At 64.1% G+C, this 14,769-nt stretch carries 10 protein-coding genes; 4 read left to right on the top strand and 6 right to left on the bottom strand.

Annotation, left to right across the window (positions count from 1 at the left end):
• Positions 1–319: 319 nt before the first annotated feature.
• Positions 320–2,929: a bifunctional aconitate hydratase 2/2-methylisocitrate dehydratase gene (gene acnB, locus MF6396_RS12600; protein ID WP_054915695.1), complete on the top strand. Its 2,610-nt coding sequence runs from the start codon at positions 320–322 to the stop codon at positions 2,927–2,929.
• Between the two features lie 71 nt (positions 2,930–3,000).
• Here the strand turns inward: acnB and prpD are convergent, their stop codons facing one another.
• The 6 genes from prpD to MF6396_RS12570 form a co-directional block, all read right to left on the bottom strand.
• Positions 3,001–4,485, bottom strand: a complete 1,485-nt coding sequence (gene prpD / locus MF6396_RS12595) for a 2-methylcitrate dehydratase (RefSeq protein WP_078480487.1) — start codon at positions 4,483–4,485, stop codon at positions 3,001–3,003.
• A 51-nt stretch (positions 4,486–4,536) separates the two neighbouring features.
• The gene (prpF, locus tag MF6396_RS12590; RefSeq protein WP_078480485.1) at positions 4,537–5,727 is read right to left on the bottom strand and encodes a 2-methylaconitate cis-trans isomerase PrpF; all 1,191 of its coding nucleotides are present in this window, start codon (positions 5,725–5,727) and stop codon (positions 4,537–4,539) included.
• Between the two features lie 148 nt (positions 5,728–5,875).
• Positions 5,876–8,464 carry a Fe/S-dependent 2-methylisocitrate dehydratase AcnD gene (gene acnD, locus MF6396_RS12585; protein WP_078480484.1) on the bottom strand — a complete coding sequence of 863 codons (2,589 nt, stop codon included), beginning with the start codon at positions 8,462–8,464 and terminating at the stop codon, positions 5,876–5,878.
• Positions 8,465–8,658: 194 nt separating this feature from the next.
• The gene (prpC, locus tag MF6396_RS12580; protein WP_043863074.1) at positions 8,659–9,786 is read right to left on the bottom strand and encodes a bifunctional 2-methylcitrate synthase/citrate synthase; all 1,128 of its coding nucleotides are present in this window, start codon (positions 9,784–9,786) and stop codon (positions 8,659–8,661) included.
• Between the two features lie 58 nt (positions 9,787–9,844).
• A complete protein-coding gene (gene prpB / locus MF6396_RS12575; RefSeq protein ID WP_043863075.1) occupies positions 9,845–10,735 on the bottom strand; it encodes a methylisocitrate lyase in 891 nt (296 codons plus the stop codon).
• Complete coding sequence (locus tag MF6396_RS12570) at positions 10,732–11,448, bottom strand: GntR family transcriptional regulator (RefSeq protein ID WP_043863076.1); 717 nt, start codon at positions 11,446–11,448, stop codon at positions 10,732–10,734. Before MF6396_RS12570 ends, prpB begins: the two co-directional genes overlap by 4 nt.
• A gap of 210 nt (positions 11,449–11,658) precedes the next feature.
• Between MF6396_RS12570 and rloA the strand changes: the two genes are divergently transcribed.
• Genes rloA through MF6396_RS12555 form a run of 3 tightly spaced genes read left to right on the top strand, consistent with a single transcriptional unit; the run spans position 11,659 to position 14,713 of the window.
• Positions 11,659–12,195: a retropepsin-like aspartic peptidase RloA gene (gene rloA, locus MF6396_RS12565; protein ID WP_043863077.1), complete on the top strand. Its 537-nt coding sequence runs from the start codon at positions 11,659–11,661 to the stop codon at positions 12,193–12,195.
• Between the two features lie 5 nt (positions 12,196–12,200).
• Entirely contained in the window at positions 12,201–13,733 is a 1,533-nt protein-coding gene (gene rloB, locus MF6396_RS12560) for an osmotic stress tolerance membrane protein RloB (RefSeq protein ID WP_043863078.1), read from the top strand.
• Positions 13,733–14,713 (top strand): alpha-L-glutamate ligase-like protein, encoded by a 981-nt coding sequence (locus MF6396_RS12555; protein WP_043863079.1) that lies wholly within the window; start codon positions 13,733–13,735, stop codon positions 14,711–14,713. The genes rloB and MF6396_RS12555 overlap by 1 nt, the downstream gene beginning before the upstream one ends.
• Positions 14,714–14,769: the final 56 nt, after the last annotated feature.

Raw genomic sequence — 14,769 nt, 5'->3', positions numbered from 1 at the left:
CTTACCTTTGGCGCGTTTTTACCGTAGAATCACCCGGCCTTTTTAAGGCAGCAATGTCCGTTAGAAGCTGTTTTCAAAGCGTCACGAGCACAGTTGATCCGGTAGAACGGCGTTGGCTCGGGGTATTCGAACATCGAATGCACCGCGCCAGCCCTCATCAGCCTCCGTTCTACAGGCGTAAAACTTTGAAAGCAGCTTCTGTAAGGATGTCCTGCAACCCTGGCTACGCGGCTCAAAAAGCCGTATTGCGCATGGGTGCCGGCCATTCTGGATGAGCGTCCCGGACACCCATTTGGGACCACTGATGAGGGTAATAACTGTGCTTGAAGCCTACCGCAAACACATCGAAGAGCGTGCCGCCCAGGGTATCGTGCCCCAGCCGCTTAACGCCGAACAAACCGCAGGCCTGGTCGAGCTGCTGAAGAATCCCCCCGCTGGCGAAGAAGCCGTCCTCGTCGACCTGATCACCAACCGCGTACCACCAGGAGTGGACGAAGCCGCCTACGTCAAGGCCGGTTTCCTGTCGGCGGTCGCCAAGGGCGAAGCCACCTCCCCGCTGATCAGCAAGCAGCGCGCCGTTGAACTGCTGGGCACCATGCAGGGCGGCTACAACATCGCCACCCTGGTCGAGCTGCTGGACGACGCCGAACTGGCCGCCGTTGCCGCCGAACAGCTCAAGCACACCCTGCTGATGTTCGACGCCTTCCACGACGTGGCCGAAAAAGCCAAGAACGGCAACGTTCACGCCAAGGCGGTACTGCAGTCCTGGGCTGACGGCGAGTGGTTCAAGAAGCGTCCGACCCTGGCCGACAAGATCAGCCTGCGCGTCTTCAAGGTCACCGGCGAAACCAACACCGACGACCTGTCCCCTGCCCCGGACGCCTGGTCGCGCCCTGATATCCCGCTGCACGCCCTGGCCATGCTGAAAATGGCCCGCGACGGCATCGTGCCGGACGTGCAAGGCGCCATCGGCCCGATGAAGCAGATCGAGCAGATGCGCAACGAAGGCTTCCCGATCGCCTACGTCGGTGACGTGGTCGGTACCGGTTCCTCGCGTAAATCGGCGACCAACTCGGTGCTGTGGTTCTTCGGCGACGACATCCCTTACGTGCCGAACAAGCGCGCTGGCGGTTTCTGCTTCGGCTCCAAGATCGCCCCGATCTTCTACAACACCATGGAAGACGCCGGCGCCCTGCCGATCGAATTCGACGTGTCGAACATCCACATGGGCGACGTGATCGACCTGTACCCGCACGCCGGCAAGGTGTGCAAGCACGGTACCGACGAAGTCATCACCACCTTCGAGATGAAAACCCCCGTGCTGCTGGACGAAGTCCGCGCCGGTGGTCGTATCCCGCTGATCGTCGGCCGTGGCCTGACCGAGAAGGCGCGCGCCGAGCTGGGCCTGGGCCCGACCGACCTGTTCAAGCTGCCTGAAGCACCTGTCGACACCGGCAAGGGCTACACCCTGGCCCAGAAGATGGTCGGCAAGGCCTGCGGCCTGCCAGTGGGCAAGGGCGTTCGTCCTGGCACCTACTGCGAACCGAAGATGACCACCGTCGGCTCCCAGGACACCACCGGTCCGATGACCCGTGACGAACTGAAAGACCTGGCGTGCCTGGGCTTCTCGGCCGACCTGGTCATGCAGTCGTTCTGCCACACCGCGGCCTATCCGAAGCCGATCGACGTGACCACCCACCACACCCTGCCGGATTTCATCCGCACCCGTGGCGGCGTGTCCCTGCGTCCAGGCGACGGCATCATCCACAGCTGGCTGAACCGCATGCTGCTGCCGGACACCGTCGGTACCGGTGGTGACTCGCACACCCGCTTCCCGATCGGCATCTCGTTCCCGGCCGGTTCCGGCCTGGTCGCCTTCGCCGCTGCCACTGGCGTGATGCCACTGGACATGCCGGAGTCGGTACTGGTGCGCTTCAAGGGCAAGCTGAACCCAGGCATCACCCTGCGTGACCTGGTTCACGCCATCCCTTACTACGGCATCCAGAAAGGCCTGCTGACCGTCGAGAAGAAGGGCAAGATCAACGCCTTCTCCGGCCGCATCCTGGAAATCGAAGGCCTGGACGACCTGACCGTGGAACAGGCATTCGAACTGTCCGACGCCTCGGCCGAACGTTCGGCTGCCGGTTGCACCATCAAGCTGCCTGAAAAAGCCATTGCCGAGTACCTGAAGTCGAACATCACCCTGCTGCGCTGGATGATCAGCGAAGGCTACGGCGATGCGCGCACCATGGAGCGCCGTGCACAGGCGATGGAAGCCTGGCTGGCCAAGCCCGAGCTGCTGTCGGCCGACGCCGATGCCGAGTACGCCGAAGTCATCGAGATCGACCTGGCCGATATCAAGGAGCCGGTTCTCTGCGCTCCTAACGACCCGGACGACGCTCGCCTGCTGTCCAGCGTCCAGGGCCAGAAGATCGACGAAGTGTTCATCGGTTCGTGCATGACCAACATCGGTCACTTCCGCGCTGCCGGCAAGCTGCTGGACAAGGTCAAGGGTCAGCTGCCAACCCGTCTGTGGCTGTCGCCGCCGACCAAGATGGACGCTCACCAGCTGACCGAGGAAGGCTACTACGGCATCTACGGCAAGGCTGGCGCGCGCATGGAAATGCCGGGCTGCTCGCTGTGCATGGGTAACCAGGCACGCGTAGAGCCGAACTCGACCGTTGTGTCGACGTCGACCCGTAACTTCCCGAACCGTCTGGGCGATGGTGCCAACGTGTTCCTGGCCTCCGCCGAACTGGCTGCCGTTGCCTCGATCCTGGGCAAGCTGCCAACCGTCGAGGAGTACATGGAGTACGCGGCGAATATCGACAGCATGGCTGCCGACATCTACCGCTACCTGAGCTTCGACCAGATCGCCGAGTTCCGTGAAGCCGCTGCGAACGCCAATATCCCGGTCGTTCAAGCGTAAGCTGACTTAGCGTGAAAAGAAGCCCCGCCAATTGGCGGGGCTTTTTGTTGCCTTCTGAAAAGCTTCGCCCCTCAGATCACGAACAGATCCATGAACCGATGCACCGCCGTCGCCTCAAGCCTCGCCTGATCCTTGCACAACGCAAGGATCTCGGCCGAACGCTGCGCAGTAAACCGCGTCGCCAGGTTGGCCTTGAACTTGTCCTCCAGCAGCGGGATGCCCTGGGCGCGTCGGCGCCGGTGCCCGATGGGGTACTCCACCACCACCTGCTCGGTGCTCGACCCGTCGGTGAAGAACACCTGCACCGCGTTGGCGATCGAGCGCTTGTCGGCCTCCAGGTACTCGCGACTGAAACGCGGGTCTTCGACGATCACCATCTTCTCGCGCAAGCGGTCGATGGTCGGGTGCGCCGCATGGAAATCATCTTCGTAATGCTCGGCCACCAGGTTGCCGAAGATCAGCGGCACCGCCGTCATGTACTGCAGGCAGTGGTCCCGGTCCGCCGCGTTGGCCAGCGTGCCGACCTTGGAAATGATGCGAATCGCCGACTCATGGGTGGTGATCACGATGCGCTCGATTTCATGCAGGCGATTGCGCACCTGTGGATGCAGGGTCACCGCCGCCTCGCAGGCGGTCTGCGCATGGAACTCGGCCGGAAAGCTGATCTTGAACAGTATATTCTCCATCACGTAGCTGCCGAACGGCTGCGACAGGCTGAACTCGCGCTTGCCCTCGGGCTTGAGCGCCAGGTCCTTGTTGGTATGGCTGAACAGCACGTCATAGAAGCCCCACTGCGGCGCGGTGAGCACGCCGGGGATGCCCATCTCGCCGCGCAGGGCGATGTCCGCCAGGCGCACCCCGCGACTCGACGCATCACCGGCCGCCCACGACTTGCGCGAGCCGGCATTGGGGGCATGGCGGTAGGTGCGCAGCGCCTGGCCATCGACAAAGGCCTGGGACAGGGCCGCCAGCAACTGCTCGCGATTGGCGCCCATGAGCCGGGCGCACACCGCCGTGGATGCGACCTTGACCAGCAGCACGTGGTCCAGGCCCACCCGGTTGAAAGCGTTTTCCAGCGCGAGCACGCCCTGGATCTCGTGAGCCATGATCATGGCCTCGAGCACCGTGTGCAGGGTCAGCGGCGCGTCGCCGTTGGCCACGCGCTTTTGCGAGAGGTGGTCGGCCACCGCGAGGATGCCGCCGAGGTTGTCGGAGGGGTGACCCCATTCTGCGGCCAGCCAGGTATCGTTGTAGTCCAGCCAGCGCACGATGCAGCCGATGTCCCAGGCCGCCTTGACCGGGTCGAGGCGGTACGCGGTGCCGGGCACCCGCGCGCCATGGGGCACCACGGTACCCTCCACCAGCGGCCCCAGGTGCTTGGTGCACTCGGGAAAGCGCAGCGCCAGCAGGCCGCAACCCAGGGTGTCCATCAGGCAGTTGCGCGCCGTATCCAGCGCCTCCCCCGGCTCGGCCCTGAAGTGCAGGACATAGTCGGCAATGTCCTGCAGGACCCGGTCGTAGTCGGGGCGGTCGTTCAGGTCAACATTGGCACTCATTGTCGTCTCTCTGTTCACATGGGGTGAAAGGAGAGCCGAGCACCGCTGCCTCTAGAAGGTATCGCCAGGTACGCGTACCCAACCCTCCATCAGCACGCGAGCGCTGCGGCTCATGATTGCTTTGGTAACGGTCCAGTCGCCATTCACCTGGCGCGCCTCGGCGCCCACGCGCAAGGTGCCCGAGGGGTGACCGAAGCGCACGGCGCTGCGCTCGCCGCCACCGGCAACAAGGTTGACCAGGGTGCCGGGGATGGCCGCCGCGGTGCCGATGGCCACCGCTGCCGTACCCATCATGGCGTGGTGCAGCTTGCCCATCGACAACGCACGCACCAGCAGGTCGATATCGCTCGCTGCCACGGTCTTGCCGCTGGAGGACTGGTAGTCGGCCGGCGGTGCCACGAACGCCACCTTGGGCGTGTGCTGGCGCTGCGCGGCCTGCTCGACGTGCTCGATCAGGCCCATGTGCACGGCGCCGTGGGCACGGATGGTTTCGAAACGCGCCAGGGCCTCGGGGTCGCCGTTGATTGCGTCCTGCAGCTCGGTGCCGGTGTAGCCCAGGGCCTGGGCGTCGATGAAGATGGTCGGGATGCCGGCGTTGATCAGGGTTGCCTTGAAGGTGCCGACACCGGGCACCACCAGGTCGTCGACCAGGTTGCCGGTGGGGAACATCGAGCCGCCCGCGCCGTCTTCGTCGGCGGCCGGGTCGAGGAATTCGAGCTGCACCCCGGCGGCCGGAAAGGTCACGCCGTCGAGTTCGAAGTCGCCGGTTTCCTGCACTTCGCCTTCGGTGATCGGTACGTGGGCGATGATGGTCTTGCCGATGTTGGCCTGCCAGATGCGCACCACAGCCACACCATTGCGCGGGATGCGACTGGCGTCGACCAGGCCGGCGCTGATGGCGAACGAGCCGACTGCCGCCGAGAGGTTGCCGCAGTTGCCGCTCCAGTCGACGAAGGCCTTGTCGATGGCGACCTGGCCGAACAGGTAGTCGACGTCGTGCCCGGGCTTGATGCTGCGCGACAGGATGACCGTCTTGCTGGTGCTGGAGGTGGCCCCGCCCATGCCGTCGATCTGCTTGCCGTAGGGGTCGGGGCTGCCGATAACCCGCAGCAGCAGCGCATCGCGCGCGGCGCCGGGGAGCTGGGCGGCTTCGGGCAGGTCTTCGAGGTTGAAGAACACGCCTTTGCTGGTGCCGCCACGGATGTAGGTGGCGGGGATTCTGATCTGGGGTACGTGTGGCATGGAAATCTTGTCCTGTAATGTGATCGAGCCACCTGCTCTGTGGCAGCGGGCTCGACCCGCGATGCAAGCGATGCGGTTACAGCCAGTACCGCGTCGCCTGCATCGCGGGTCGAGCCCGCTCCCACTAGGGCGAGGCAAGCTGAGTCTTTTATGCCACCGACGACTCGAGGAAGTCCTGGGCAAAGCGCTGCAGTACACCGCCCGCCTCGTAGATCGACACCTCTTCCGCCGTGTCCAGACGGCAGGTCACCGGCACCTCCAGGCGCTCGCCGTCACGCCGCGTGATCACCAGGGTCAAGGTGGCCCGCGGTGTCCGCTGCCCCACCACGTCATAGGTCTCGCTGCCATCGATACCCAGGGTCTTGCGGTCGGTGCCCGGCTTGAACTCCAGCGGCAACACGCCCATGCCCACCAGGTTGGTACGGTGGATACGCTCGAAGCCCTCGGCCACGATGGCCTCGACACCGGCCAGGCGCACGCCCTTGGCCGCCCAGTCGCGTGACGAGCCCTGGCCATAGTCGGCACCGGCCACGATGATCAGCGGCTGCTTGCGCTGCATGTAGGTCTCGATGGCCTCCCACATGCGCGTCACCTTGCCCTCCGGCTCGATACGCGCCAGCGAACCCTGCTTGACCTTGCCGTTCTCCTGCACCATCTCGTTGAACAGCTTGGGGTTGGCGAAGGTTGCGCGCTGTGCGGTCAGGTGGTCGCCACGGTGGGTGGCGTAGGAGTTGAAGTCCTCTTCGGGCAGGCCCATCTTTGCCAGGTACTCGCCTGCGGCGCTGTCGAGCATGATCGCGTTGGACGGCGACAGGTGGTCGGTGGTGATGTTGTCCGGCAGCACCGCCAGCGGGCGCATGCCCTTGAGCGAGCGCTCGCCTGCCAGCGCGCCTTCCCAGTACGGCGGGCGACGGATGTAGGTGCTCATGGCGCGCCAGTCGTACAGCGGGTCGACCTTGGGTCCGGTGTCTTCGTGCACGGCGAACATCGGGATGTACACCTGGCGGAACTGCTCCGGCTTGACCGCAGCCTTGACCACTGCATCGATCTCTTCGTCGCTGGGCCAGATGTCCTTGAGGCGGATTTCCTTGCCGTCCACCACGGCCAGCACGTCCTTCTCGATATCGAAACGGATGGTACCGGCAATGGCGTAGGCCACCACCAGCGGCGGCGAGGCCAGGAAGGCCTGCTTGGCATACGGATGGATACGCCCGTCGAAGTTGCGGTTGCCCGACAGCACGGCGGTGGCGTACAGGTCGCGGTCGATGATTTCCTGCTGGATCACCGGGTCCAGAGCGCCGGACATGCCGTTGCAGGTGGTGCAGGCGAACGCCACGATGCCAAAGCCCAACTGCTCCAGCTCATCCTCCAGGCCCGCCTCTTTGAGGTACAGGGCCACGGTCTTGGAGCCTGGCGCCAGCGACGACTTGACCCACGGCCTGCGCGTCAGCCCCAGCCTGTTGGCATTGCGCGCCAGCAGCCCGGCAGCGATCACGTTGCGCGGGTTGCTGGTGTTGGTGCAGCTGGTGATGGCAGCGATGATCACCGCGCCGTCAGGCATCTGCCCCGGCACCTCTTCCCATTGCCCGGCAATGCCCCTGGCAGCCAGCTCGCTGGTGGCCACCCGGGCATGCGGGTTGGACGGGCCGGCCATGTTGCGTACCACGCTCGACAGGTCGAACTGCAGGCCACGCTCGTATTCGGCATTGACCAGGCTGTCGGACCACAGGCCGGCGACCTTGGCGTAGGTTTCCACCAGCTTGACCTGGGCGTCTTCACGACCGGTGAGCTTGAGGTAATCGATGGTCTGCTGGTCGATGGAGAACATCGCCGCCGTCGCGCCGTATTCGGGGGCCATGTTGGAGATGGTCGCGCGATCGCCCAGGGTCAGCGCACGGGCGCCCTCGCCGTAGAACTCGAGGTAGGCGCCTACCACCTTGGCCTTGCGCAGGAACTCGGTGAGCGCCAGCACCACGTCGGTGGCGGTGATGCCTGGCTGCGGCTTGCCGGTGAGCTGCACGCCGACGATTTCCGGCAGGCGCATCCAGGACGCACGACCCAGCATCACGTTCTCGGCCTCCAGGCCGCCGACGCCGATGGCGATCACGCCCAGGGCATCCACGTGGGGGGTGTGGCTGTCGGTACCGACGCAGGTATCGGGATAGGCCACGCCCTGCTCGGCGTGGATCACCGGCGACATCTTCTCCAGGTTGATCTGGTGCATGATGCCGTTGCCGGGCTGGATCACATCGACGTTCTTGAACGCCTTCTTGGTCCAGTTGATGAAGTGGAAGCGGTCTTCGTTGCGACGGTCTTCGATGGCGCGGTTCTTCTCGAACGCCTGCGGGTCGAAGCCGCCGCACTCCACGGCCAGCGAGTGGTCGACGATCAGTTGCACCGGCACCACCGGGTTGACCTGGGCCGGGTCGCCGCCCTTGTCGGCGATGGCGTCACGCAGGCCGGCAAGGTCAACCAGTGCGGTCTGGCCAAGGATGTCATGGCACACCACGCGGGCCGGGTACCAGGGGAAGTCGAGGTCGCGCTTGCGCTCGATCAGTTGGCCGAGCGAGGCATCGAGGGTTGCCGGATCGCAGCGGCGCACCAGGTTTTCGGCCAGTACGCGGGAGGTATAGGGCAGCTTGTCGTAGGCGCCGGGGCTGATGGCGGCGATGGCGGCGCGGGCGTCGAAGTAGTCGAGCGTGGTGCCCGGCAGGTGCTTGCGAAATTCAGTATTCATGGACGCGGGACTCAATCACGGATAAGTCGGCGGTGCGCAGCAACGATGGGAAACCTGTAGGAGCCGGCCTTGCCGGCGAAACGGTAGAAGAGACACCGCAGTGCTTCCTTCGCCGGCAAGGCCGGCTCCTACAACAGCAACGCCGGCCTCTCCAAAGGCAAGGCCAGCGCCTTGATCGGTACTGCACGCCAGTCTCAGCGTTGTTCGATTGGCACGAACTTGCGCTGTTCGACGCCGGTGTATTCGGCGCTCGGGCGGATGATGCGGTTGTTGGCACGCTGCTCGAACACATGCGCCGCCCAGCCGGTCAGGCGCGAGCAGACGAAGATCGGGGTGAACAGCTTGGTCGGGATACCCATGAAGTGGTAGGCCGAGGCATGGTAGAAGTCGGCATTGGGGAACAGTTTCTTCTGCTCCCACATGGTCTTGTCGATGGCTTCGGACACCGGGTACAGCACGGTGTCGCCCACCTCGTCGGCGAGCTTCTTCGCCCAGCCCTTGATCACTTCGTTGCGCGGGTCGGACTCCTTGTAGATGGCATGCCCGAAGCCCATGATCTTGTCCTTGCGCTCGAGCATGCCGAGGGTGCCGGCAACGGCTTCCTGCGGGGTCTTGAAGCGCTCGATCATTTCCATCGCGGCCTCGTTGGCACCACCGTGCAGCGGCCCGCGCAGCGAGCCGATGGCCGCCGTCACGCACGAGTACAGGTCCGACAGGGTCGAGGCACACACCCGGGCAGTGAAGGTCGAGGCGTTGAATTCGTGCTCGGCGTACAGGATCAGCGAAACGTTCATCACCTTGACGTGCAGCTCGCTCGGCTTCTTGCCGTGCAGCAGGTGCAGGAAGTGCCCGCCCAGGGTGTCTTCGTCGCTGGTGCAGTCGATGCGCACGCCATGGTGGCTGAAGCGGTACCAGTAGCACATGGCCGCCGGGAACAGCGCCAGCAGGCGGTCGGTCTTCTCGTGCTGCAGGCCGAAGTTGAGCTCCGGCTCCAGGGTGCCGAGCACCGAGGAGGCGGTACGCATCACATCCATCGGGTGGGCGGTGACCGGAATGCGCTCGAGCACTTCCTTGAGCGCCTGGGGCAGGTCGCGCAGCGCCTTGAGCTGGTGCTGGTACTCGCTCAGCTCGGCCTGGGTCGGCAGCTCGCCGTACAGCAGCAGGTAGGCGACCTCTTCGAACAGCGCGTGCTCGGCCAGGTCGCGAACGTCATAGCCACGGTAGGTCAGGCCGGCGCCGGCCTGGCCCACGGTCGACAGTGCGGTTTGCCCGGCCACCTGACCACGCAGGCCGGCACCACTGAGTACTTTTGCTTCGGCCATTGGTTTTCTCCACTTTTGAATTTGTTATGGGAATCGGCTAATTGCGGTGTGCTGCGGTTCAGCTCTTCTTCTGAGCGAACAGTGCGTCGAGCTTCTGCTCGAACACGTGGTAGTCGATGGCATCGTAAAGCTCCATGCGAGTCTGCATGGTGTCGATGACGTTTTTCTGCGTGCCGTCGCGGCGCAGCGCGGTGTAGACGTTCTCGGCCGCCTTGTTCATGGCGCGGAACGCCGACAGCGGATACAGCGCCAGCGACACGTCGGCCGAGGCCAGCTCTTCGGTGGTGTACAGCGGCGTGGCGCCGAATTCGGTGATGTTGGCCAGGATCGGCGCCTTCACGCGGTTGGCGAAGGTCTTGTACATCGACAGCTCGGTGATGGCCTCGGGGAAGATCATGTCGGCACCGGCCTCGATGCACGCCGCAGCGCGATCCAGCGCGGCCTCCAGGCCTTCTACCGCCAGGGCGTCGGTACGCGCCATGATCACGAAGCTGTCGTCGGTACGCGCGTCCACGGCCGCCTTGATGCGGTCGACCATCTCCTGTTGCGAGACGATTTCCTTGTTCGGACGATGGCCGCAGCGCTTGGCGCCCACCTGGTCCTCGATATGAATGGCGGCGGCGCCGAACTTGATCATCGAGCGGACCGTGCGCGCCACGTTGAACGCCGACGAACCGAACCCGGTGTCCACGTCCACCAGCAGCGGCAGGTCGCACACGTCAGTGATGCGGCGCACGTCGGTCAGCACGTCATCCAGGCCGGTGATGCCCAGGTCGGGCAGGCCCAGCGAGCCTGCCGCCACACCGCCACCGGAGAGGTAGATGGCCTTGAACCCGGCGCGCTTGGCCAGCAGCGCATGGTTGGCATTGATGGCGCCGACGACCTGCAGCGGGTGCTCGGCGGCGACTGCATCGCGAAAACGCTGGCCGGGACTGCTTTTCTGACTCATGACTCACCTCGTGGGCTAGGGGCGGTGGCGTCTTTGTAATGACGCTCGATATTGCGCTTGGATGCGCCGATGTGGCGGCGCATCAGTAATTCGGCCAGCTCGCCGTCACGGTCGGCGATGGCATCGAGAATCCGGTGGTGTTCGGCGAACGCCTGGTGCGGGCGGTTGGGCGTGGCGGAGAACTGGATGCGGTACATGCGCACCAGCTGGTACAGCTCGCCGCACAGCATCTGCACCAGGGTGCGGTTGCCGCTGCCCTGGATGATGCGGTAGTGGAAGTCGAAGTCGCCCTCCTGCTGGTAGTAGCCCACCCCGGCCTGGAACGCGGCATCACGCTCATGGGTGTCGAGCACCCGGCGCAACTCGTCGATCTCGGCTACGCTCATGCGTTGGGCAGCCAGGCGGCAGGCCATGCCCTCGAGGGACTCGCGAATCTCGTACAGCTCGATCAGCTCGGCATGGCTCAGCGACACCACCCGCGCCCCTACGTGCGGCACCCGCACCAGCAGGCGCTGGCCTTCCAGGCGGTGGATGGCCTCGCGCAGCGGGCCGCGGCTGATGCCGTAGGTACGCGCCAGCTCCGGCTCGGAGATCTTGCTGCCGGGGGCAATCTCGCCCTTGACGATCGCGGCCTGGATGCGCCGGAAGACGTTTTCGGAAAGCGTCTCCGAATCTTCCTGAAGGGGGGCGGAGGCTTGGGCTGCATCCAGCATATTGTCGACACCTTGAAAATCTGTAGGGCCAAAACTAGCTAATTAAGCCACCCCAGTCAAAGACAAATTCAATATTGTCGACAATCGTCTAAGAACGAACTTCGTGTCTGTCGGTGTTGTCTGACTCCAGCCGCTGGCATCGACACACCAGCGTGGTAGAATGCCGCCGCCTCTGAGGGGGCAAACCCCCACAGCATCGCGTCAGGATTTATGAGACTCACACCCTTTCTACTGTTACTCAGCCTCTGTGGGCTGCCTGCCCTGAGCCAGGCGGCAGACAAGACTGTCTATGGCCTCAATGAATATGCCCGCCTTGTCGATATCGACCTCGAGGTTGCGGCCAAGCTCGACACCGGGGCCAAGACCGCCTCGCTGAGCGCGCGCGATATCAAGCGCTTCAAGCGCAACGGCGAATCGTGGGTGCGCTTCTATCTGGCAATTGACGCAGCCCATTCGCATCCGATAGAACGACCACTGGCTCGTGTCAGCAAGATCAAGCGACGCGCCGGTGACTACAACCCGGACGAAGGCAAGGCCTATACCTCCCGCCCGGTGATCGCGCTGAATATCTGCATGGGTACGGCCCTGCGCAGCATCGAAGTGAACCTGACCGACCGCAGTGCCTTCCAGTACCCGCTACTGATCGGCTCCGAGGCGCTCAAGCACTTCGACGCGCTGGTCGACCCAAGCCTTAAATACGCTGCCGGCAAACCTGCCTGCGCCACTGACGCTCATACCGCAGAGTAATTTCGATGCGCTCTCTTACCCTTCATCTGAAAGTCCTGATCACCCTCCTGGTGTTGCTGGGTGTGTCGATCACGGCGTACCAGATCTTCATGCTCGGCATCCCGGTGACCGAAGACGAAACCGACGACCTGTGGAACATCGATGCCAAGGTCGAGTTCGTCGCCAGCCCCAAGGACCCGATCAAGATCCAGATGTTCGTGCCGCCATTGAGCAACGACTACGTCAGCCTCAATGAGAGCTTCATCTCCAACAACTACGGCGTAAGCGTCAACCGTGTCGATGGCAACCGCAAGGTGACCTGGTCGGCGCGGCGCGCCAAGGGCAACCAGACCCTCTACTACCGCCTGGTACTGACCAAGCGCTACAGCAGCGAAAAGGTCAAGATCAAGGGCCCGACCTTCCGTGACAGCCAGCCGGTCGAAGGGCCGGAGAAGATCGCCGCCGAAGCGTTGATGGCACCTATCCGCCAGCACTCGGCCGACGTCGAGACCTTCGTCAGCGAGACCATCAAGCGGGTCAACAACCCCAACGACGACAACGTCAAGCTGCTGCTGGCCGGCGATGCCTCTTCGCTGAACAAGGCCAAGGTCATCGACCTGCTGCTGTCGATCGCCCACGTACCGGTGGAGAAGGTGCACACCATCCGCCTGCTGGCCGACCAGCCGCAGAGCCCGGAACTGTGGCTGCGCAGCTTCAACGGCAACGACTGGCTGTACTTCAACCCGGACACCGGCGAGCAGGGCCTGCCGGCCGACCGCCTGCTGTGGTGGACCGGCGATGATCCGCTGATCACCGTCGATGGCGGCAAGAAGGTCAACGTCAGCTTCAGCCTGAACAACAGCGAGATGAACGCCATCCGCCTGGCCAAGCTGACCGACGAGAACACCGACGCCGACTTCCTCGAATACTCGCTGTACGGCCTGCCGCTGCAGACCCAGCAGACCTTCATGATCATGGTGATGATCCCGATCGGCGTGCTGGTGATCCTGGTGCTGCGCAACCTGATCGGCCTGCAGACCCTGGGTACCTTCACCCCGGTGCTGATCGCCCTGGCCTTCCGTGAGACTCAACTGGGCTTCGGTATCGCCCTGTTCACGGTGATCACCGCGCTGGGCCTGACCCTGCGCTCCTACCTCGAACACCTGAAGCTGCAGATGCTGCCGCGCCTGTCGGTGGTACTGACCTTCGTGGTGGTGCTGATCGCGGCCATCAGCCTGTTCAGCCACAAGCTGGGCCTGGAGCGCGGGCTGTCGGTGGCACTGTTCCCGATGGTGATTCTGACCATGACCATCGAACGCCTGTCGATCACCTGGGAGGAACGCGGCGGCGGCCATGCCATGAAAGTCGCCATCGGCACCCTGTTCGCCGCCTCGGTCGCGCACCTGCTGATGAGCGTGCCCGAACTGGTGTACTTCGTGTTCACCTTCCCGGCGGTGCTGCTGATTCTGGTGGGCTTCATGCTGGCGATGGGTCGCTACCGCGGCTACCGCCTGACGGAGCTGGTGCGCTTCAAGGCCTTCGTGAAGGCTGACGCCTGATGTTCGGCCTATGGAAAACCTGGAAGGCCCTGGAAGCCCGGGGCATCATGGGTATCAACCGGCGCAACGCGGACTACGTGCTCAAGTACAACAAGCGCAACCTGTACCCGATCGTCGACGACAAGATCATCACCAAGGAGCGGGCGATCAAGGCCGGCATCCACGTGCCGGAAATGTACGGGGTGATCTCCACCGAAAAGGACATCGACAAGCTCGACGAGATCATCGGCGGGCGCAGCGATTTCGTCATCAAGCCGGCGCAGGGCGCCGGTGGTGACGGCATCCTGGTGATCGCCGACCGCTTCGAGAACCGCTACCGCACGGTGTCCGGCAAGATCATCACCCACGAGGAAATCGAGCACCAGGTGTCGAGCATCCTCACCGGGCTGTACTCACTGGGTGGCCATCGCGACCGCGCGCTGATCGAGTACCGGGTAACCCCGGACCAGATCTTCAAGAGCATCAGCTACGAAGGCGTACCGGACATCCGCATCATCGTGCTCATGGGCTACCCGGTCATGGCCATGCTGCGCCTGCCCACGCGCCAGTCCGGCGGCAAGGCCAACCTGCACCAGGGCGCCATCGGCGTGGGTGTGGACCTGGCGACCGGCCTGACCCTGCGCGGTACCTGGCTGAACAACATCATCAGCAAGCACCCCGACACCACCAATGCGGTGGACGGCGTGCAACTGCCCAACTGGGACGGCTTCATGAAGCTGGCCGCCGGCTGCTATGAACTGTGCGGCCTGGGCTACATCGGCGTGGACATGGTGCTGGACCAGGACAAGGGCCCGCTGATCCTGGAACTCAACGCCCGCCCCGGCCTGAACATCCAGATCGCCAACGATTGCGGCCTGACCCTGCGCACCCACGCCGTCGAGGCGCACCTTGAGGAACTGGCCAGCAATGGCATCAAGGAAAGCGTCGAAGAGCGCGTGCGCTTCGCCCAGGAACTGTTCGGCCACATCCCGGCGCAGTAATCTGCCACCGCCCTGGCGCAGCAGCGCACAGGGCGGTCGCCGATCCGCTAGGAGCA

The organism is Pseudomonas sp. MF6396 (assembly GCF_002018915.1).
GTDB classification, from domain to species: domain Bacteria; phylum Pseudomonadota; class Gammaproteobacteria; order Pseudomonadales; family Pseudomonadaceae; genus Aquipseudomonas; species Aquipseudomonas palmensis.
The sequence above is the reverse complement of the archived record's forward strand: the minus strand, read 5'-3'. Positions and strand labels throughout refer to the sequence as shown.

Excerpts from the sequence above, each read along its gene's own strand:
- rloA (WP_043863077.1), top strand. The coding sequence starts at position 11,659 with ATGAGACTCACACCCTTTCTACTGTTACTCAGCCTCTGTGGGCTGCCT.
- prpD (WP_078480487.1), bottom strand. The coding sequence starts at position 4,485 with ATGAGTGCCAATGTTGACCTGAACGACCGCCCCGACTACGACCGGGTC.
- MF6396_RS12570 (WP_043863076.1), bottom strand. The coding sequence starts at position 11,448 with ATGCTGGATGCAGCCCAAGCCTCCGCCCCCCTTCAGGAAGATTCGGAG.
- rloB (WP_043863078.1), top strand. The coding sequence starts at position 12,201 with ATGCGCTCTCTTACCCTTCATCTGAAAGTCCTGATCACCCTCCTGGTG.
- acnD (WP_078480484.1), bottom strand. The coding sequence starts at position 8,464 with ATGAATACTGAATTTCGCAAGCACCTGCCGGGCACCACGCTCGACTAC.
- prpB (WP_043863075.1), bottom strand. The coding sequence starts at position 10,735 with ATGAGTCAGAAAAGCAGTCCCGGCCAGCGTTTTCGCGATGCAGTCGCC.
- prpC (WP_043863074.1), bottom strand. The coding sequence starts at position 9,786 with ATGGCCGAAGCAAAAGTACTCAGTGGTGCCGGCCTGCGTGGTCAGGTG.
- MF6396_RS12555 (WP_043863079.1), top strand. The coding sequence starts at position 13,733 with ATGTTCGGCCTATGGAAAACCTGGAAGGCCCTGGAAGCCCGGGGCATC.
- prpF (WP_078480485.1), bottom strand. The coding sequence starts at position 5,727 with ATGCCACACGTACCCCAGATCAGAATCCCCGCCACCTACATCCGTGGC.